We start from the raw sequence: 19,352 nt of genomic DNA on the forward strand, positions 1-19,352 counted from the left end.
GACGGCGACCACGCGCCGTCCGCGCCGGACCTCGCGGTACACCGCGGAGGCGGCCCGGGCCGGGTCGGCCAGGTCGAGCTGCAGCAGGGCCACCGGCTCGTCGACGACCGGGGAGGAGACGTCGTCGGCGGCCGGGAGAGAAAGGGGGAGGGGCAGGGCGGTCATGGCGGCGTCCCTCAGGCGGCTTCGGCGGCGAGCGGAAGCGGCACGGCCGCCAGCGCCGCGGACAGGTCGGCCAGCAGGTCTTCGGCATGTTCCAGCCCGATCGACAGGCGCAGCAGGCCGTCGGTGATCCCGGCCGTCGCCCGCGCCTCCGGCGTCATGGCGGCGTGGGTCATCAGCGCCGGATGGGCGATCAGGCTCTCCACCCCGCCCAGCGACTCCGCCAGGGTGAAGACCTCAAGCCCGTCAATCAGCGCCCGGACCGCGTCGATATCGGCCAGCTCGAAGCTCAGCATGGCGCCGAAACCCCTTTGCTGGCGCGCGGCGACGGCGTGACCCGGGTGGCTCTTCAGGCCCGGATAGTGCACCGCCTTCACGGCCGGATGGACGGCCAGCCATTCGGCGATCCGTCCCGCCGTCGCCTGCTGCCGCTCGATGCGGGCGAACAGGGTGCGGACGCCGCGCAGGGTCAGCCAGGCGTCGAACGGCGAACCGGTGACGCCGAGGCAGTTGGCCCACCAGCTCAGCGGCTCCAGGTCGGCCGGGTCCTTCGCCACCACGCAGCCGCCGACCACGTCGGAATGGCCGTTGATGTATTTGGTCGTGGAATGGATCACCAGGTCGGCGCCGAGGGCGATGGGCTGCTGCAGCGCCGGCGACAGGAAGGTGTTGTCCACCGCCGCCTTGCAGCCGCCGGCGGGCGCCCGGGCGCACAGCTCGGCCACATCCACCACCCGCATCAGCGGGTTCGACGGCGTCTCGATCAGGACCAGCTTCGGCTTGCGGGCGAAGGCGGCGTCCAGCGCCGCACGGTCGTTCTGGTCGACGAACGCCACCTCGAAATGCCCCCGCTTCGCCCGGGCGCACAGCAGCCGGTGGGTGCCGCCGTAAAGGTCGTGCGGCGCGATCAGCAGGTCGCCCGGCTCCAGCGAGCAGAGGGCCAGATCGACCGCCGCCATCCCTGTGGCCGTCACAACCGCGCCGCATCCGCCCTCGAGTTTGGCGAGGGCCTCGGCCAGAACGTCTCGCGTCGGGTTGCCCGAGCGGGTGTAGTCGTAGCGCCGCTTCCCCTCGAGCCCGTCGAAGCTGAAGTTCGACGACAGATACAGCGGGGTCATCACCGCGCCGTGCGCCGGGTCTGAGTTGACGCCGTGACGGGCGGCGGTCGTACAGGGATGGACTTGGGGGGCGGTCATGCGGCGATCTCGCGGTGGGCGTTTTCGGGAAGGGCGTAGAGCGGGCTGAGGGCGTCGTGCAGAGCACGGCCCACCAGGTCGCGCTCCTTCAGGAAGGCGTCGTGGCCGAAGATGGAGGGGGCCTCGACGAAGCGGCGCAGGTTCGGGGCCCGGGCGGCCAGCTCGCGGCTGTCCTCGATCGGCGTCAGCCGGTCCGAGGTGAAGCCGATGACGGTCAGCGGGCAGCGGATCGCCTCCGGGTCAACGGCGTGGCGGTCCAGCGAGTCCGACAGGGATGTCCAGCGGGCGGCGGAGGTGACCTCCGCATAGTCGGCTCCGCGGGCGATCAGATAGTCGCAGACGGGATAGGCCTCACCCGCTTCCGCCGGGGGCGTCGAGGCGAACCGCAGGGCGAATTCCTCCGGGGTGCGGTAGGTGATCATGGCCAGTTCGCGGGCCAGGGCCACGCCCTCCGCCTCCCGGCCGGCGTCCCGGGCGAAGGCCAGCAGCCGGCGCTGCACCCCGCGCCACGCCGTGGCCGCCGGATGGGGCCGGTGCGCCGCCGAAATGGCCACCAGCTGACCGATCCGCTCGGGGAAGGCGGCCGCGAAAGCGAGGCCGACGCACCCGCCGTAGGAGGCGCCGACGAAGGCGTCGGCGACGGGCTCGTCCAGCGCGTCGAGCAGCAGGGCCAGCAGCCGGGCCTGATCCGTGGTGGTGATGGTGACGCCCGGCTCGTCCTTGCCGGGCAGCAGGTCGAAGGCGAGAACCCGGGCCCGGTCCAGATCGACGGGCCCGCCGGTCCGGACCGCCCACGACCACCAGCGCGCCGCGAACCGGCCGCTGGAGATGCCGCCGGCGACGACGACCAGCGGCCCCGCGTCCGGGCCGTGCAGCCGCCCGGCCACCTCGCCGGCGGCCAGCCGTTCGCCGGACTCCAGCCGGAATTGCTCGGGGATGACGGCGCGGACATCGCGTCCGGGCGCTTCGTCGATAGGCCAGTGCTGGGACGCCACGGTCCGCTCCGCTTTCGCTCAGCGAAACCGGAGGGGCGAGCCAATTCGTGCGGTGACAGACCCGTGAAGTCAGCCGGACCCCGCCCGTGGCGGCGCCGTCGCTTCACTCATCTCTCGCGGCTTCCGAAGACGCCCCGCAGGAGTTGGCACCATCTCCGGGACTGGGTCGTCCCGGAAGGTTGCCCCGGCGTCAAAGGGCCTATCCCTCAGCCGGTCTTGATGAGTGCCCTTACGGTGGCGAACACTTCCGGCGCCGTCAATCCCCTTGTTGCAGGTGCGAAGTCAGCCCTCGTTCCAGCCCCCCGCCAGCGCCTTGAACAGGGCGATCTGGTAGGTGGTGACCAGGGCCTCCGAGGCCGCCAGCTGGGCGTCGGCGGCGGCCAGGGTCCGTTCCGCGTCCAGCACGGTCAGGAAGCTGTCGGCCCCGGCGTCGAAGCGCAGCCGCGACAGCCGGGCGGCGTTGGCCGCCTCGTCCCGCGCCGACTGCAGCGCCGCGCGCCGGTCCAGCTCGTTGGCGTAGTTGGCCAGCGCCGTCTCGGTCTCCTCCAGCGCCGCGAGCACTGTCTGGTCGAAGGCCGCCAGCGCCGCCTGGGTGTTGGCGTCGGCGCGTTCGACCCGGGCGCGGTTGACCCCCGGCGTGGTGAAGGACCAGCTGATCAGCGGCCCGAGGCTGAAGCGGAAATTGTCCTCGTCGCCGAGGTCGCCGGGATCCAGCGCCGTGGCGCCGGCGGATCCGCCCAGGCTGATGGTCGGATACAGGCTGGCGACGGCGACGTTGACTCGCGCCGCGGCGGCCGCGAGCTGGCGCTCGGCCCGGCGCACGTCTGGCCGGCGGGCCAGCAGGGCGGCCCCGTCGCCGACCGGGATCGGCTGCGACAGTCGGGGCGGGCGGACGCAGGCGCGCGCGGCTTCCGAAGCCTCCGCCGGCGTGCGGCCGGTCAGGGTGGCCAGCCGGAACAGGGCCCCGTCGCGCTGCGCCCGAAGGGGCGGCAGGGCGGCCCGGCTCGACTCCAGCGCCGAGCGGGCGCGGGCGACATCCAGGCCGTTGCCGGAACCGGCCTCCAGCAGACGGCGGGTCAGGTCCGCGGTCCCGGACTGGAGCTCGACGGTGCGCTCGGCCACGGCGATCCGGGCGTTGGCGGAACAGGCGTCGGCGTAGGCCCGCGCGGTCTCCGCCGCGACCGTGACGCGGATGACGTCCAGCGCGGCCTCGGCGGCGTCGGCGTCGGCCCGGGCGGCGCGCACGGCCGCCGCGACCCGGCCCCAAAGATCGACCTCGTAGCTGACGTCGAGGCCGGCGTCATAGGTCTCGACCTCCTCCGGGGCGCCCAGCGGGGCCCCGCCGCCCGGGGGCGTGCTGCTCGCCGACTGGCGGCTGTAGGTCGCCGAGGCGTCGGCGTTCAGCCGGGGCAGGCGCGCGCCCCGCGTCTCGTTCAGCGTGGCCCGGACGGCGCGCAGATTGGCCGCCGCCGCCTCCAGCTCGTTGTTCTCGACGAGAGCCTGGCGCACCAGCCCGTCCAGCGTCGGATCGTCATAGAGCCGCCACCAGTCGTCGCGCGCGGCCTGCGCCGCCACCGCGGGCGTCGTGGCCCCGATGAAGGCGCCCGACGCGGAGAGGGGAAGGGTCGCGTCAGGCGCCTTCGGCCCGACCGCGCACGACGCCAGGAGTAGACTGGCGCCGGCGGTTGCGGTCAGGAACCGGAGAGGGGATCGGGTCGTCATCAGGCGTCTCCCAGCCGCGGCGTGGCCGGCGCGGGGTCGGCGTCATGCGGCGGCAGGCCGTGGGTGGTGGGGATGGTCTGCGGCTTTTCGGGCCGGCTCGGGATCTTCGACGCCAGCCAGCGGCTGACCACGTAGAACACCGGGGTGAAGATCAGGCCGAACAGGGTCACGCCCAGCATCCCCGAGAACACGGCGGTGCCCAGCGACTGCCGCATCTCGGCGCCCGGCCCCGTCGCCAGCATCAGCGGCACGACCCCGAAGATGAAGGCGAACGAGGTCATCAGGATCGGACGCAGCCGGGTGCGCGCGGCCTGCACCGCCGCGTCCCACCGGTTGAGCCCCTGCTGCTCCTCGGCCTGTTTGGCGAACTCCACGATCAGGATGGCGTTCTTGGCCGCGAGCGCGATCAGCACCACCAGGCCGATCTGGACCAGGATGTTGTTGTCCAGTCCCCGCAGGCCGACGCCGATCATCGCCGCCAGCACGCACATCGGCACGATCAGCACGATGGCCAGCGGCAGGGTGAAGGCCTCGTACTGGGCCGCCAGCACCAGGAAGACGAACACCACGGCCATCAGGAACACCAGGGTGGTGCCGCCCGACGAGATCTTCTCCTGCAGCGCCAGCTCGGTCCATTCGTAGGAGAAGCCCGGCGGCAGGGTGGCCGCGGCCAGCTGCTCCATCGTCTCCAGCGCCTGTCCGGACGACACGCCGGGCGCCGCCTGGCCCTGCAGCTCGGAGGCCGGGAACAGGTTGTAGCGCACCACCCGGGCCGGGCCGGAATCGTCCCTCAGCGTCGCCACCGAGCCGATCGGCACCATGGCGCCGGAGGCCGAGCGGGTCTTCAGATTGGCGATGTCGGCGACATCGTCGCGATAGGCCGGCTCCGCCTGCGCCGTGACCCGGAAGGTGCGGCCCAGGAAGTTGAAGTCGTTGATGTAGGCCGAGCCCAGATAGATGCCGAGCGTGTCGAACACGTCGTCGGGCTGCACCCCCATCATCAGCGCCCGTTCGCGGTCCACGTCGGCGGACACGCGCGGCGAGCCGGTGTTGTAGAGCGAGAACACCTGCTGCACCCGATCGGGCTGCTGCGCGGCGGCGCCCATCATGGCGAAGGTGGCGCCTTCGAGGGGGCGATAGCCCTGCCCGCCGCGGTCCTGCACCATCATCTTGAAGCCGTTGCCGTTGCCGAGGCCCTGCACCGACGGCGGCGCGATGACGAAGATGTTGGCGTCCTCGATGCCGAAGGTGGCTCCGGTGATCGCGCCGGCCAGGGCGGCGGCGGCCTGCTCCCTCGACTTGCGCTCCTCGAACTCGTCGAGGCGCACGAAGATCGTCGCCGCGTTCGAGCCGAACGAGAAGCTCGAGCCGTCCAGGCCGGCGAAGGCCACGGTGCCGTCGACGCCCTCGGTCTTCTCGATGATGTCGCGGGCCTGGGTCATCACCGCCTCGGTGCGTTCCAGCGAGGCGCCCGCCGGCAGCTGGATGACGCCGATCAGATAGCCCTGGTCCTGGTCGGGGATGAAGCCGGTCGGCGTCTCGGCCACGCGCCAGGCGGTCAGGGCCAGCAGGGCGACGTAGACGGCCAGCACCAGGCCCACCGTCCGGACGAGGCGCGCGGTCAGCCGGCCGTACTTGTCCGAAAGCCAGTCGAAACCCTCGTTGAACCGGCGTCCGGCCCAGCCGCCGTACCAGACGACCGCGCCCAGCGCGCCCGGCTTGCGTTCGGGCGCATGGCTCAGGTCGTGCGGCTTCAGCAGCACCGAGGCCATGGCCGGCGACAGCGTCAGCGACACCAGCAGCGAGATCACCGAGGCGGAGGCGATGGTCACCGCGAATTGCTGGTAGAAGATGCCCGGAATGCCCGGCACGAAGGCCGTCGGCACGAACACCGCCACCAGCACCAGGCCGATGGCGATCAGCGCGCCCGAGACCTCCTTCATCGACCGGTAGGCGGCTTCCTTGGGCGTCAGGCCCATGCGGATGTAGCGCTCGACGTTCTCGACCACGACGATGGCGTCGTCGACGACGATGCCGATGGCCAGCACGAGGCCGAACAGCGACAGCGAATTGATCGAATAGCCCAGCCCCAGCAGCACCGCGAAGGTGCCGACCAGCGACACGGGAATGGCCACGATCGGGATGATGGCGGCGCGCCAGGTCTGCAGGAAGACGATGACCACCAGCACCACCAGGATCATCGCCTCGAACACGGTATGCTGCACCGCCTCGACCGACTCGGCGACGAACTCCGTCGGGTTGTAGGGCACGGAGATTTCCATGCCCGTGGGCAGGTCCGCGCGGGCCGCCTCGATCTCGGCCATGACCCGCTCGGCGGTCTCCAGCGCGTTGGCGCCGGGCTGTTGCTGGATGGCCAGGGCGACGCCCGGATGTCCGTCGAAATAGCCGCGGATGCCGTAGTCCTGCGAGCCCAGCTCGACCCGCGCCACGTCGCGCACCCGCGTCGTCCGTCCTTGCGCGTCGGTCTTGATGACGACGTCGCCGAACTGCTCCGGATCGCTCAGGCGCGACTGCACCTGCACCGGCAGCTGGAAGGCCGCGGCGTTGGTGGGAAAGGGCGGCTGGCCGATCGCGCCGGCGGCGGCCGAGGTGTTCTGCCCGCGCAGGGCGCCGACGATCTCCTGGGCCGTCAGGTTGCGCGCGGCGGCCTTGTTCGGGTCGATCCACACCCGCATCGAATAGTTGCCACCGCCGAACACCTGCACCGCGCCGACGCCGTCGAGCCGCAGGAAGCGGTCGCGCAGCGTCGAGTTGGCGTAGTTGCCGATATAGTCGTTGGCTAGGCTGCGGTCGGGCGAGGTCAGGCCGACGATCAGCAGAAAGTCCTGCTGCTGCTTGTTCACCGTCACGCCGATCTGGCGCACCGGTTCAGGCAGGCGCGGCTCGGCCAGGGCGACCCGGTTCTGGACCAGCACCTGGGCCGCGTCGAGGTCGGTGCCGGGCTCGAAGGTGACCGTGATCGTCGCCACCCCGTCCGAGGTCGAGGACGACGACAGGTAGAGCATGCGCTCGACGCCGTTGACCTCCTGCTCGATCGGCGCGGCCACCGTCTCGGCCATGGTCTCGGCCGAGGCGCCTGGATAGACGGCCGTGACCGCGATCGTCGGCGGGGCGATGTCCGGATACTGCGACAGCGGCAGCAGCGGATAGGCGAACACGCCCAGCAGCGTGATGAACACCGAGATCACGGCCGCGAAGATCGGCCGGTCGATGAAGAAGCGTGAGATGTTCATGGCCGGATCAGTCGCCCGAGGAGAGGCTGTTGGCGAAGGTCGCCGTCGACGCCGGGGCGGACTGGGTCACCGGCGCCTGCACGGGGTGGGCGACCGGGCGGATCTGGCCGTTGCGGGCCTGCACCTTCATGCCCGGCTGCTGGATGCGCTGGACGCCGTTGATGATGACCCGGTCGGTCCGCGCCAGGCCGGAACGGATGACCCGCAGGCCGTCGACAAGCGGTCCGAGTTGCACCGGCTTGGGCGCGACCGAGCCGTCGGCGGCGACGACATAGACGATGCGACGCGCCTGATCGGTGGCGATGGCGGCGTCGGGCACCAGCATGGCGTCATAGGTTCCGGCGCCCGCGAGGCGCGCCTGACCGAACATGCCCGGCTTCAGGAAACCGTCGGCGTTGGGGATCACCGCCCTCAGCCGGATCACGCCCGAGGCGGTGTCCACGACGTTGTCGGTGAAATCGAGCGTGCCCGAGCGACTGAAGCCGGTCTCGTCCTGGAGCCGGATCTGGATCGGGGCGGCCCCGCGCCGGGCCTGCCGCTGATACTTGAGCAGCACGGCTTCGGAGCCGTCGAACACGAAATGGATCGGCGCGCTGGAGACCACCGTGGTCAGCACGTCGGCGGCGGACGATCCGCCCGCCACGAGATTGCCCGCGTCGACGCGCCGGTCGGACACCCGCCCCGAGATCGGGGCGGTCACCCGGGTGAACTCGAGATCCAGCTGCCGCGCCCGCACATTGGCGTTGGCGGCGGCGATGGCCGCCTGCGCCGTCTCCAGCGCACCGCGCCGGGTGTCGACCTCGGACTGGGACACGGCCTGCGACTCCAGCAGGCTCTCGGCCCGGGCCAGTTCGCTCTGCGCGAGCGTCAGCTGGGCCTGCGCCTGCGACAGTTGCGCGCGGGCCGAGGCCAAGGCCGCCTGGGCCGGACGCGGATCGAGGGTGAACAGCACCTGGCCGCGCCGGACGTAGTCGCCGTCGCGGAAATGCACGCCAGAGACATAGCCGCCGACGCGCGCGCGCACCTCGACCGACTGCGTCGCCTCGAAGCGGCCGGTGAACTCGTCCCAGTCCTGCACCGCCTGCACCAGCGGGGTGGCGACGGTCACCGACGGCGCCGGCGGCGCCTGCGCCTCGCTCTTCGAGGAACAGCCATAGAGCGCGGCCGCCATAAGGGCGGACGCGGCCACGATCTTCACCGTGCGCATGAATCCCAGTCTCCGTAAGGGAGCAAATCCCTGTCTCAGTCGACTGCGGCGATCGGGGAGGAAGCCGTTAGTCAACGCCCGGTGACTTAATGGTGATCGACTCGGCGCTTGTCAACGGGTGATGACAAAGCCATATAGCTCGTGGGGCTTTGTTCAGGAGCTAACCTGTTGTTTTGCCATGTCGCGCCTCGGCCAAGAAATGCCGAGGCGACCCGCGCCGCCATTCTGGACGCCGCGCGCGAACGGTTCGCGCGCGAAAGCTATGACGACGTCGGCATGCGCGACATCGCCCGCGACGTCGGCGTCGATGCCGCCCTGGTGTCCCGCTATTTCGGCTCCAAGGAAGATCTGTTCACCGCCGTCCTCGACAGCTGCGAGAACGGCGCGGAGCTGATGGAAGGCGATCGCTCGACCTTCGGCCAGCGCATCGCCCACGAAGCCATCTACGAGGCGAAAAGCGAGAGCAAGCTCAAGGGGCTGCTGGTGCTGCTGCGCTCGGTCGGATCGACCAAGGCCATGGAACTGGTCCAGAAGACCGGCAACGAGCGCTTCTTCAATCCCTTCGCCGAATGGGTCGGCGGGCCCGATGCCGCGGTGCGCGCCCGGCTCGCGGCCGCCTTCGTCATGGGCATGGCCGTCAGCCGCGAGATCACCGGCGGCTTCGGTCTGAAGCCCGCGGAATGCCAGAAAATGCGCGACCGCATGGCCGGGATTCTGCAGGACATCATCGACAGCTGACGCCCGGATCGGGACGGGCGGGTGGCGCAATCTGCGTCCGAAGGCGTACAATGACGCTGCGCAGTCCAAATGTCGCCTTCAACGCGAACTCAATTGAACGCTCAGCCTGACGCTTGATCAAATGCCCCGGGGGGCCGCACATGAACCAGCCTGCAGAGAACCAGGACCCCCTGGCGCCGGTCGGGACTGAGGCCGATCCGGTCTTCCCGCCGCCCTACGAGTACAGCTGGGACTTCACCTACGGCCTCGGCCCGTGGACGACCTGGCTGCCGCCGTCGGTGGTGACCGAACCTGGCGGCCAGTACGAGCAGTTCACGCGGCTGCACGCTCCCGGGCCCCTGGACGCCAATCACATCGACGGCGTCGGGGCCATCTGGCTGGTGGCGCACCTGTCGACGCCGACGCAGGGGTCGCCGGGCGTGCTCAACCTGCAGGACGCCGAGTTTGAGATCACCGTGCGCGGCACGGACTTCCTCGCCAATGGCGGCAAGCTGGCCGTCTGGGTCTGCCGCTATGTGCCCGAGACGGGCCTGCTGCAGAATTTCTACGTCGGCCTGCAGGTGACCAACTGGGTCAACAGCGGCGGCGACATGGCGGGCCAGGTCACCGACGACTGGACGACCATCACCCTTCAGATCAGCGACGACCCCGCCGACTGGACCTACGCCGGCAACTACGAGACGTTGGAAGGGGACTGGGCTGACCGCTACCAGCCCTTCGACCTGGCGCAGACCCTGTCCTATGTCGACGCCACCCTGCATCTCGTCATTTTGAACGAGGATCCCGACGCCGCGCCCTCGGGCTTCCTCGATCTCGCCAATATCACGGTCCGCACGCAGACCCCCGCAGTACCGGTCGGCGCCAGCGGCCTCAGCCCCGAGCTGCACTACGGTCTCGAGGACCAGGACGCGACCGGCGTCCTGGCCGGCGCCGACGGCGTCGACATGGAGAACGCCACCTTCAGCCTCGTCTCGGACTCGGTCCGCAACGGCACGGTGACCATCGATCCGGACACCGGCGAGTTCGTGTTCACGCCGCCGGCCGACCACTACGGCCCGACCGACTACGTCGGGGCGTCGACGTTCAGCTACACGGTGTCGGACGGGGTCAACACCTCCGACCCGATCAACGTCATCGTCTACATCGGCGGCATCAACGACGCCCCGCTGCTGACGACCCGAAATGAAGCGGTCGACATCGAGGCGGGCACGGCGTTCGAGTTCACCCTGTTTAAGGGCGCGGACGTCGACGGCGACGCCCTGACCTTCGAGCTTGTCGACGGCTCGGTCGTGGGCGGCACGCTCGATCTCGACCCCGGCAGCGGCCACTACGTCTTCACCCCCACGGCCGGTTTCACCGGCGAGGCCTCGTTCCGCTACCGCCTGTCGGACGGCCAGCTGGAAACCGCGGAGAAGACCGTCGTCCTGACCGTGCATCCGGCGGGCGAGGCTCCGCCCCTGCCGTCGTTCAACACCGTGGTCGACCAGTATCTGCTCCAGGGCGACCTGGAGAACTGGGTCTACTACACGACCCGGCTCGCCTACGCGGGCGATCCGAACGCCGCCTATCATTACGCCACCTGGATCAGCACCGGGCTCAACGGTCTCAATCCCGACAAGGTCCTCACGCGCGAATTCCTCGAAATCGCCGCCGATGTCGTGCCGGACGCCCGGCTCATGCTGTCCCGCCTCTACACCTCGGGCGAGGGCGGCGAGCGCGACTATGTGCGCGCCCGCGAGCTGCTCCAGTCGCTGCCGACCGACAAGGACGCCGTCTACAGGCTGGCCATCCTCGACCACCTCGGCCTCGGGGCTCCCCAGGACAAGGCTCTGGCCGTCGAGGGCTTCATCCGGGCCGCCAACATGGGCCAGACGGAAGCCGCCTATGCGCTGGGCCGCCGGTACCTCGACGGCGAGGGCGTCGCAGCGTCGCCGTCGGACGCCTATTTCTGGCTCGGCGTGGCGCTCAAATTCGACGCCCCGCCCCACAACGACCAGTTCGACAACCTGCTGACGTTCAACCAGGCCGAGGCCGCCGCGAGCCTGTCGCCCGAAGAGATCGCCGCGCTGGACGCCGCCATCGCCGCCTGGGACCCGGGCGAGGCCTCGCCCGTCAACGACGCCCCGGCCCTCACCGGGGCGGACGACGTCGGCGCCCAGGCCGTTCCCGGCGCGGCGGTGACCGGCGCCCTCGGCGAGGCCCTCGACGCCGACGGCGACGCCCTGAGCTACGAGCTCGTCGGCGGGTCCGTCCAGAACGGCGAGGTCGTCATCGACCCGGAGACGGGCGCCTTCACCTTCACCCCCGCGCCCGGGTTCAGCGGCACGGCCTCGTTCAGCTACGTCGTCTCGGACGGCCTGACGTCCAGCGCCCCGCGGACGGTGGAGTTCGCGGTCGAGGCCCCGACCGAGGCGGCGGCGGACGCCGGCGGAACCGGCGAGACGGCGACCCTGACCGTGAACGCGGCCGCCGGCCTGCTGGCCAACGACCACGCCGCCTCCGGCGACATCAGCGTCACCGCCGTCGAGGGCCAGGGCGCCAACGTCGGCCAGGCCGTCGCCGGCGACTGGGGCAGCCTCACGGTCCAGGCCGACGGCTCCTGGGTCTTCACCCCCGCGGCCGTGGCCCGAACCCTGCTCCAGGGCCAGACGGCGACCGACACCTTCGCCTACACCATCACCGACTCCGCCGGAGTCAGCTCCACCGCCGTCCTGACCATCACCATCACCGGCGAGGACGGCACGGTGATCACCGGCGCGGGCGTGTTGATCGGCACGGCCTTCGGCGACCTGATCACCGGCGGCGTGGAGCACGACACCCTGCTCGGCCAGGGCGGAAACGACCGCCTGATCGGCGGCCCCGGCGCGGCCGATGAGCTGTACGGCGGAGCCGGGGACGACACCTTCGTCGTCGAGGTTCTCGGCGACACCATCGTTGAGAACGCCGGCGGAGGCTACGACACGGTCGAGACCGCCCTGGCCTCCTACACCCTGCGCGATCACGTCGAGGCGCTGACCTACACCGGCTCCGGGACCTTCGTCGGCCAGGGCAACAGCGCCGCCAACCTGATCACCGGCGGGTCCGGCGCCGATGTCCTGCTCGGGCTCGACGGCGACGACACGCTCGACGGCGGGACCGGCGCGGCCAACGAACTGCAGGGCGGCGCGGGCGACGACACCTATGTCGTCCAGGTCGCCGGCGACACGCTGGTCGAGGCGGCCGGGGCGGGAACGGACACGGTCCGGACCACGCTCACCGCCTATACGCTGGGCGCCGCCAACGTCGAGAACCTGACCTACATCGGGGCCGAAGCCTTCATCGGCGCCGGCAATTCGCTGGCCAACGTCCTGACAGGCGGCGACGGGGACGACATCCTGTCCGGCCGGGGCGGCGTGGATCAGCTGGTCGGCGGCGCGGGCGCCGACACCGCCAGCTATGACGCGGCGGCGGCGGGCGTGAACGTCCGCCTCAACCTCGGCGCCACGCTCAACGACGGCGACGGCGCGACCGACAGCCTGACGGGCATCGAGAACGTCACGGGCTCGGCCTTCAACGACCTCCTGATCGGCAGCGCGGTCGCCAACACCCTGTCCGGCGGCGAGGGCCGCGACACCCTGCTCGGCCTGGCCGGGAACGACATCCTGTACGGCGGGACGGGGGTGCCCAACCAGATGCAGGGCGGCGCCGGCGACGATCTCTACATCGTCGCGGCCGTGGGCGACTCCCTGGTCGAACTCGCGGGCGAGGGGACGGACGCCGTCCAGACCGCGCTCGCCGGCTTCAAGCTCGCGGCCGAGATCGAGAACCTGACCTACACCGGCGCCGCCGCCTTCACCGGCCAGGGCAACGCCGGCGCCAACGTCATCACCGGCGGGACCGCCCGGGACCTGCTGCTCGGTTACGCCGGCGACGACACCCTCGTCGGCGGATCGGGCGCGGCCAACGAGCTCTACGGCGGTCTCGGCGACGACACCTTTGTGCTCTCCGCCGTCGGCGACACCATCGTCGAGGGGGCGGGCCAGGGCCACGACAGGGTGCTGACCTCCGTCTCGAGCCATATCCTGAAGGCCAATGTCGAGGACCTGACCTACACCGGCTCCGGCGCCTTCACCGGAACCGGCAACGCCGACGCCAACGTCATCACCGGCGGGGCCGGGGCCGACGTTCTGAAGGGCCTCGGCGGCGACGACGTCCTCCACGGCGACGACGGAACCGACATCGCCGTGCTGCAGGGGCTCCAGGCCGACTATTCGATCGTCGCCGTCGACGGCGGCTGGCAGGTCACGGATCTGACCGCCGGACGCGACGGGGTCGATCTGCTGTACGGCGTCGAGTCGGTGCGCTTCTCCAACGGCGTGGTGGTGTCGCTGGACTCGCTGGCTGCGGCGCCGGCCCTTTCGGTCAAGGACGCCGGCGTCCAGGTCCTGCCCGGGCTCGACGACGGCCCGGCGGTCGAACCGGCGCTGCTGTTCCCCGAGCGGGACGGCGGGCGCATGGCGGTCCTCGACGATCAGGGCCTGATCAGCGCCGACCCCTGGGATCCGTGGTTCGGGGCCTGATCAGCGGCGCGGCGTGAATTTCCGGATCACGCCCGAGAAGGTCATCAGGATGCGCGCGCCGGCGTTGATCTGGCCGCGCACAAAGATCAGGCTCTTGCCGGCCCGGACCACCTCGCCGGTGGCCTCGACCAGTTCGCCGACATAGGCCCCGTCGATGAAGGTCGAATCCAGCGACACCGTCACCCCCGAGGCCCCCTCCATCTCCTGGTAGGCGGTCTGGAACAGGGCGATGTCGGCGAAGGTCATCAGGCAGCCGCCGTGCATCCGGTCGCCCGCGTTCATATGCTTGGGTTCGGCCCGGAAGGCGCAGCGCATCCGGCCGTCCGGGTCCGGCTTGAAATAGAACGGTCCGACCACCTGATCGAAGGTGCCGTGCAGGTCGTACATCTGCCAGCCGGCGAACTCGCCTTCCGTCACCGTGACTTTCGCGACCATGGGAAAACTCCGCCTTCTTTCTGATCCCGCAATGCACCATACAGGCGCGATGAGCGACCCCATCGAAACCGCCATCTTCGAAAAACTGGCGAAGGCCGACCCGAAAGGCGTCGGCGGCAAGAGCATCGAACCCGCCGACGTGGCCAAGGACCTGCAGCCGGAACAGTGGCAGCGGATGCTGCCCAAGGTGCGCGCCTGCGCCCTCGGACTGATGCGTCAGGGCAGGCTGACCATCACCAAGAAGGGCAAGCCGGTCGATCCGAACGCCTTCAAGGGCGTCATCCGTCTGCGCCTGCCGACCGAGGCCGAGACCGCCGCCGCCCTTGCGGCCCGGCCGCCCGCCGTCGAAAGCGATGACGACTTCGGCTGATCCGACCGGACTGGAGACGGTCCTCGCCGACATCCGCGCCTGCCGGGCCTGCCTCGGCCAGCTGCCGCACACGCCGCGGCCGGTGATTCACGTCTTCCCGGAAACCCGGCTGCTGATCTGCGGCCAGGCTCCCGGCCGCCGGGTGCATGAGAGCGGCCGGCCGTTCACCGACCCGTCCGGCGACCGCCTGCGCGACTGGCTGGGCGTGGACTACGGGACCTTCTACGCCGACCGCCGCCTCGGCGTCGCCGCCCAGGCCTTCTGCTACCCCGGCACCGCCCCGAAGGGCGGCGACCATCCGCCGCCACGCCGCTGCGCCGAGCTGTGGCGGCCGCAGCTGCTCGCCGAACTCCCGCGGGTCGAGCTGACCCTTCTGGTCGGCGGCTACGCCCAGACCTGGGCCCTCGGCGACCGGGTCCGGGCCAACATGACCGACACCGTCCGGGCCTGGCGCGCCTTCGCCCCCGACATCCTGCCCCTGCCGCACCCCTCCTGGCGCAACACCGCCTGGCTGCGGAAGAACCCGTGGTTCGAGGCCGAGGTCCTGCCCTACCTTCGCCAACGGGTTCGGGGCATTCTGGGCTCATGAATGAGCGATGCAGGTTTCCCCTTCTCCCCTCGGCGGAGAAGGTGGCCCGGAGGGCCGGATGAGGGGGATGTCTGATCCAAGCCGGCGGGCGGCCGTTCCGCGTCGCCAAGCCCCCTCATCCGGACGGCTCCGCCGCCCACCTTCTCTCCCGAGGCGAGAAGGACGACGCGTGACCCTCGCCCTGCTCCTCACCCTCACCCTCGCCGCCTGCGCCAGCCCCGCCATTCAGCCGCCCCTGATACCGCCGCCGGGTTTCACCGGACCGGAGCTCACCCCCACCCATCTGGTCATGGACGACGGCGCCCGCCTGCCGCTCGTCCGCTGGACTCCCGAACGCGAGCCCTGGGCCGTGATCGTGGCCCTGCACGGCGTCAACGACAGCCGCGCCGCCTTCCATCTCGCCGGCCCGTGGTGGGCCGAGCAGGGCATCGAGACCTGGGCCTTCGACCAGCGCGGCTTCGGCCAGGCGCCGGGTCGCGGCGTCTGGCCGGGCGAGGCCCGGATGGTCGCCGATCTGCGCGTCGCCGTGGCCCTCGCCCGCGCGCGCCACCCCGGGGCGGTGATCGCCGTGGCCGGGGAAAGCATGGGCGGGTCCGTGGCCGTGGCGGCCTTCGCCTCCGATCGGCCGCCGGACGCCGCCCGGGTGGTCCTGCTCGCGCCGGCGGTATGGGGCTGGTCGGCGCAGGGACCGGTCAACTCGGCGGCCCTGTGGCTGGCCGCCCGCACGGTCCCTGATCGCGCCGTCGAGCCGCCGGACTGGGCGGCGCGCCAGTATGCGGCCTCGGACAACTGGATCGAGTTGTTCCGCACCGGCCGCGATCCCAACAGCCTGCTGACCACCCGGTTCGACCTTCTCTACGGCCTCGTCGACCTGATGGAGTCGGCCTCGGCGGGCCTCGGCGAGGTGCGCGCCCCGACCCTGCTGATGTACGGGGCGCACGACAATCTGGTCCCGCCCGCCTCGATGCGGCGCGCGCTCGAGCGGGCCGGCGATCGCGCCGCCCTGCGCACCGTCTTCTACCCTGACGGCTGGCACCTGCTGAACCGCGACCTGCAGGCGGAGACCGTCTTCCGCGACGTCGAGGCCTGGCTGCGGGATGCGGAGGCGCCGCTGCCGTCGGGGGCGGGCGAGGTGAGGGCGGCGCTGACGGATCGTTGATCGCAGGTCCGGAAACACCGTCCTGTCGTCTTCCTCAATCCGTCATCCTCGGGCTTGACCCGAGGATCAGACCGTCCGGTGCTCCGTCGGGCCCCCCACGCTCGCCCTCACGGGGCCGTCACCCCCGCACAGCCCGCCTCCCGCCTCTGATCCCCGGATCAAGTCCGGGGATGACGGCGGACGAGATTGGACAAGGCGCCGGGAGCAGACACTGTGAAGGTCTGCAGCGGGTGGAAAGCGGACATTAAGTCTCTATTTGCCAACGACATGGCACACGGCACCACATGTCTACACGCGTCACACTGGATGAGAGCCTGCAGCGGGTTGTGGTCACAGTTCTTCCGCAGCCCCCGAGCGACACGGTCGCCGGGACGGTCTTGAGGTTGACGAGCCAACGGCCTGAACTGGGTGGCTGGGACTGGATAATCGACATTCGCAATCCGCACGATAAGGCGACCCCGGAAGAACTCGATCTGATCGCGGCGGCCTTCAACGCTATGCGGAGTAGACAGAGCTATACGATCTTCGTGAGTGACGATCCGGCAACCTACGACCGGTGTGCGCTCATGGAACTCAAGTTTCTCGACCGACGGCACCTGGTAGCGAAGACCCCCGCGCAAGCCATGGCTTTGCTCCCATGGACTATGCCTACGATCTGAGGCGTTCGACTGGGGCATCCCTCCGGGGTGAGGTGGGTTCGTCGTCAACGTCCGCTAGGGGTCGGGAGCCGACAGTCGCCCCAAGGTGGTGAGCGGACGTTGCGTCAGAGCCGCCGCAAAGCCGCGCCGTTCCTCAGGAGCATTCGAAAGCCGAAGCGGAGAATCGCTACGCTGACGAGTGTCAGTCCAATGCCTTGCATCGCTTCGGTCGCGGTCATTGCGTGATTTCCAGCGGCCACGGTTTGCCATTCTGTTGCGAGCCACCACGCCACAACGGCTGGGAAGATGCCGCCCAAGAGGGTGAACATCGTGCCGTTCAGGAGGCCAGCCAGAGCATCCTCTTTGTTTTTGGGCTCTTCCATCGGGGCCCACACTACCGCCGAACGGAATGTCCGCAACGGGTCGGGAGCCGACCTCGCCATTGATCCCCCAATCCCGCTCTCCGCCGCCGTCCCTGTCCGGCCCCCGCCGCCCCCAAACCGCTGTGCTTGCCCTTGCGTCCGTCCCGGCGTATCAGCCCCGCAACAAAAAATACCCCGGGAGACGCCTGTCATGGGCAAGACGCTGTTCGATTCCCCGTCCTTCGCGAACCATGAAGGCGTGCACGCGGTCTTTGATGAAAAGACCGGCCTGCGTGCGATTATCGCTGTTCACTCGACCGCGCGCGGCCCGGCCGTCGGCGGAACCCGGATGTGGAACTACGCCTCCAGCGCCGAGGCGCTCGAGGACGTGCTGCGCCTGTCGAAGGGCATGAGCTACAAGAACGCCGTGGCGGACCTCGAGATGGGCGGCGGCAAGTCGGTCATCATCGGCGACAGCCGCACCCAGAAGACGCCGGAGCTGTTCCGCGCCTTCGGACGCGCCGTCGACACCCTGGGCGGCATCTACTATGCGGCGGAAGACGTCGGCGTGTCGGTCGCCGACATCGCCGAGGCCCGCAAGGTCACCCCCTATGTGCTCGGCCTCAACGACGGACCGGAAGCCTCGGGCGACCCGTCGCCGGTGACCGCCGAGGGCGTGTTCCGCTCGACCCTGACGGTCGCCCGCCGCCTGTGGAAGCAGGACGACCTGACCGGCCTGACCGTCGCCCTGCAGGGCATCGGCCATGTCGGCGGCTATCTGGCCGACAAGCTGCACGCCGCCGGCGCCAGACTGGTCATGACCGACGTCAACACCGCCCTGCTGGCCGAAGTCGCCGCCCGCACCAACGCCGAGGTCGTGGCCCCCGACGCCATCTACGACGTCAAGGCCGACATCTACGCCCCCTGCGCCCTCGGCGCGACGCTGAACCCCGAGACCCTGGACCGGCTGACATGCAAGGCCGTGGTCGGCGCCGCCAACAACCAGCTGGCCACCCCCGACATCGGCCAGATCCTGTTCGAGCGCGGCGTGCTCTACGCCCCCGACTATGTCGTCAACGGCGGCGGCATCATCAACGTCGCCTCCGAGATGAAGGCCCGCCAGACCGGCGGCGCCTATGATCCGCAGTGGGTTGAGGGCAAGCTGTCGCGCCTGATGGAGACGCTGGAGGAAATCCTCGAACGCTCCGCCGTCGAGAAGCGCCCGACCCACCAGATCGCCGACGCCATCGCCGAAGCCCGCATCAACGCGGCCCGCGACGCCAAGGCCGAGCCGCGCAAGGCGGCCTGACCCGCGAACCTGTGATCCTTCTCCCCTTGGGGGAGAAGGTGCCCCGGAGGGGCGGATGAGGGGTCGGCCGGCTCTAGGCCGTCCGCCCGCCATTTCGCGTCTGACCTCCCCCTCATCCGTCTCGCTCCGCGAGCCACCTTCTCCCCCGGAGGGGAGAAGGAAATTGCGCGGCGCTGTGCTGGCAATCCGCGAAAATATAGTCGGACTGCGCGGAAAACCTCCCGCTTTCCCAGGCACATCGCCTTTTCTCGAACCAATCTTCCATCCGGATAAGCCGGCGGGTGCATAATGCGCCCCGTCCTGTCGCTCGGCAGGCGCCGGTCCTTGACAACCGCATCCCCGCCGCACCGCCACAGGCGCGTCGATGCCGACTCTGCCGACTCCGCCCCCGTGAATTCCCGCCGACCCTGCCGACTCTGCCGACGGCCCCCACCGTTTTTTCCGGTTTTCACCCGGGTAGAACCTGCCCGGCCAAGACTCGCTCCCGACCCCGGGCCGCCCGGATTCGCCCCCGGACCGCATCCAGACCATCATCGCCGGAAACGCCCCATTGATTCGGGCCGAGGCGCCATGACCGCAACCTCCCGCAAGGCTTTCGACCCGCTGCTCGTCGTCATGGCGATCGGCTTCGTCGTGGCCGTCGGGGCCATGGCCTAT

The 19,352-nt window shown here is 70.3% G+C and carries 13 protein-coding genes and 1 riboswitch; of the genes, 6 read left to right on the forward strand and 7 right to left on the reverse strand.

Features of this window, described 5'->3' with window-relative positions; all coding sequences use genetic code 11:
* Positions 1-176 precede the first annotated feature (176 nt).
* The 5 genes from metB to VGD32_RS00370 form a co-directional block, all read right to left on the reverse strand.
* Positions 177-1,358, reverse strand: coding sequence for a cystathionine gamma-synthase (gene metB, locus VGD32_RS00350; protein WP_331029922.1), 1,182 nt, complete (start codon positions 1,356-1,358; stop codon positions 177-179).
* A complete protein-coding gene (metX, locus tag VGD32_RS00355; protein ID WP_331029923.1) occupies positions 1,355-2,353 on the reverse strand; it encodes a homoserine O-succinyltransferase MetX in 999 nt (332 codons plus the stop codon). Before metX ends, metB begins: the two co-directional genes overlap by 4 nt.
* Before the next feature lie 104 nt (positions 2,354-2,457).
* Positions 2,458-2,579: riboswitch (SAM riboswitch) on the reverse strand.
* Positions 2,580-2,635: 56 nt separating this feature from the next.
* A complete protein-coding gene (locus VGD32_RS00360) occupies positions 2,636-4,075 on the reverse strand; it encodes an efflux transporter outer membrane subunit (protein WP_331029924.1) in 1,440 nt (479 codons plus the stop codon).
* Positions 4,075-7,329 carry a multidrug efflux RND transporter permease subunit gene (locus tag VGD32_RS00365; RefSeq protein ID WP_331029925.1) on the reverse strand — a complete coding sequence of 1,085 codons (3,255 nt, stop codon included), beginning with the start codon at positions 7,327-7,329 and terminating at the stop codon, positions 4,075-4,077. The genes VGD32_RS00360 and VGD32_RS00365 overlap by 1 nt, the downstream gene beginning before the upstream one ends.
* Before the next feature lie 7 nt (positions 7,330-7,336).
* A complete protein-coding gene (locus VGD32_RS00370; RefSeq protein WP_331029926.1) occupies positions 7,337-8,536 on the reverse strand; it encodes an efflux RND transporter periplasmic adaptor subunit in 1,200 nt (399 codons plus the stop codon).
* A gap of 168 nt (positions 8,537-8,704) precedes the next feature.
* Here VGD32_RS00370 and VGD32_RS00375 point away from each other — a divergent pair, with 168 nt between their 5' ends.
* Both VGD32_RS00375 and VGD32_RS00380 read left to right on the forward strand, forming a co-directional pair.
* Positions 8,705-9,274 (forward strand): helix-turn-helix domain-containing protein, encoded by a 570-nt coding sequence (locus VGD32_RS00375; protein ID WP_331029927.1) that lies wholly within the window; start codon positions 8,705-8,707, stop codon positions 9,272-9,274.
* A 140-nt stretch (positions 9,275-9,414) separates the two neighbouring features.
* A complete protein-coding gene (locus tag VGD32_RS00380) occupies positions 9,415-13,833 on the forward strand; it encodes an Ig-like domain-containing protein (protein WP_331029928.1) in 4,419 nt (1,472 codons plus the stop codon).
* On the opposite strand, the gene VGD32_RS00385 is transcribed toward VGD32_RS00380, so the two are convergent.
* Complete coding sequence (locus VGD32_RS00385; RefSeq protein WP_331029929.1) at positions 13,834-14,268, reverse strand: PaaI family thioesterase; 435 nt, start codon at positions 14,266-14,268, stop codon at positions 13,834-13,836. It lies immediately after the preceding gene.
* Between the two features lie 49 nt (positions 14,269-14,317).
* On the opposite strand from VGD32_RS00385, the gene VGD32_RS00390 reads away from it, so the two are divergent.
* The 3 genes from VGD32_RS00390 to VGD32_RS00400 all read left to right on the forward strand — a co-directional run bounded on the left by VGD32_RS00390 (position 14,318) and on the right by VGD32_RS00400 (position 16,386).
* Complete coding sequence (locus VGD32_RS00390; RefSeq protein WP_331029930.1) at positions 14,318-14,638, forward strand: DUF3253 domain-containing protein; 321 nt, start codon at positions 14,318-14,320, stop codon at positions 14,636-14,638.
* Positions 14,622-15,227: a uracil-DNA glycosylase family protein gene (locus VGD32_RS00395; RefSeq protein ID WP_331029931.1), complete on the forward strand. Its 606-nt coding sequence runs from the start codon at positions 14,622-14,624 to the stop codon at positions 15,225-15,227. Before VGD32_RS00390 ends, VGD32_RS00395 begins: the two co-directional genes overlap by 17 nt.
* Before the next feature lie 169 nt (positions 15,228-15,396).
* Positions 15,397-16,386 (forward strand): alpha/beta fold hydrolase, encoded by a 990-nt coding sequence (locus tag VGD32_RS00400; protein WP_331029932.1) that lies wholly within the window; start codon positions 15,397-15,399, stop codon positions 16,384-16,386.
* A 763-nt stretch (positions 16,387-17,149) separates the two neighbouring features.
* On the opposite strand, the gene VGD32_RS00405 is transcribed toward VGD32_RS00400, so the two are convergent.
* Positions 17,150-17,407 (reverse strand): hypothetical protein, encoded by a 258-nt coding sequence (locus tag VGD32_RS00405; protein WP_331029933.1) that lies wholly within the window; start codon positions 17,405-17,407, stop codon positions 17,150-17,152.
* A 190-nt stretch (positions 17,408-17,597) separates the two neighbouring features.
* Here VGD32_RS00405 and VGD32_RS00410 point away from each other — a divergent pair, with 190 nt between their 5' ends.
* Positions 17,598-18,695 carry a Glu/Leu/Phe/Val dehydrogenase gene (locus tag VGD32_RS00410; protein ID WP_331029934.1) on the forward strand — a complete coding sequence of 366 codons (1,098 nt, stop codon included), beginning with the start codon at positions 17,598-17,600 and terminating at the stop codon, positions 18,693-18,695.
* Positions 18,696-19,352 lie beyond the last annotated feature (657 nt).

This window comes from Brevundimonas sp., from assembly GCF_036402095.1.
GTDB lineage: Bacteria > Pseudomonadota > Alphaproteobacteria > Caulobacterales > Caulobacteraceae > Brevundimonas.

Coding starts and splice junctions, on each gene's coding strand:
- VGD32_RS00385 (WP_331029929.1), bottom strand. CDS start 14,268: ATGGTCGCGAAAGTCACGGTGACGGAAGGCGAGTTCGCCGGCTGGCAG.
- VGD32_RS00395 (WP_331029931.1), top strand. CDS start 14,622: ATGACGACTTCGGCTGATCCGACCGGACTGGAGACGGTCCTCGCCGAC.
- VGD32_RS00365 (WP_331029925.1), bottom strand. CDS start 7,329: ATGAACATCTCACGCTTCTTCATCGACCGGCCGATCTTCGCGGCCGTG.
- VGD32_RS00405 (WP_331029933.1), bottom strand. CDS start 17,407: ATGGAAGAGCCCAAAAACAAAGAGGATGCTCTGGCTGGCCTCCTGAAC.
- metB (WP_331029922.1), bottom strand. CDS start 1,358: ATGACCGCCCCCCAAGTCCATCCCTGTACGACCGCCGCCCGTCACGGC.
- VGD32_RS00360 (WP_331029924.1), bottom strand. CDS start 4,075: ATGACGACCCGATCCCCTCTCCGGTTCCTGACCGCAACCGCCGGCGCC.
- VGD32_RS00390 (WP_331029930.1), top strand. CDS start 14,318: ATGAGCGACCCCATCGAAACCGCCATCTTCGAAAAACTGGCGAAGGCC.
- VGD32_RS00370 (WP_331029926.1), bottom strand. CDS start 8,536: ATGCGCACGGTGAAGATCGTGGCCGCGTCCGCCCTTATGGCGGCCGCG.
- VGD32_RS00380 (WP_331029928.1), top strand. CDS start 9,415: ATGAACCAGCCTGCAGAGAACCAGGACCCCCTGGCGCCGGTCGGGACT.
- VGD32_RS00410 (WP_331029934.1), top strand. CDS start 17,598: ATGGGCAAGACGCTGTTCGATTCCCCGTCCTTCGCGAACCATGAAGGC.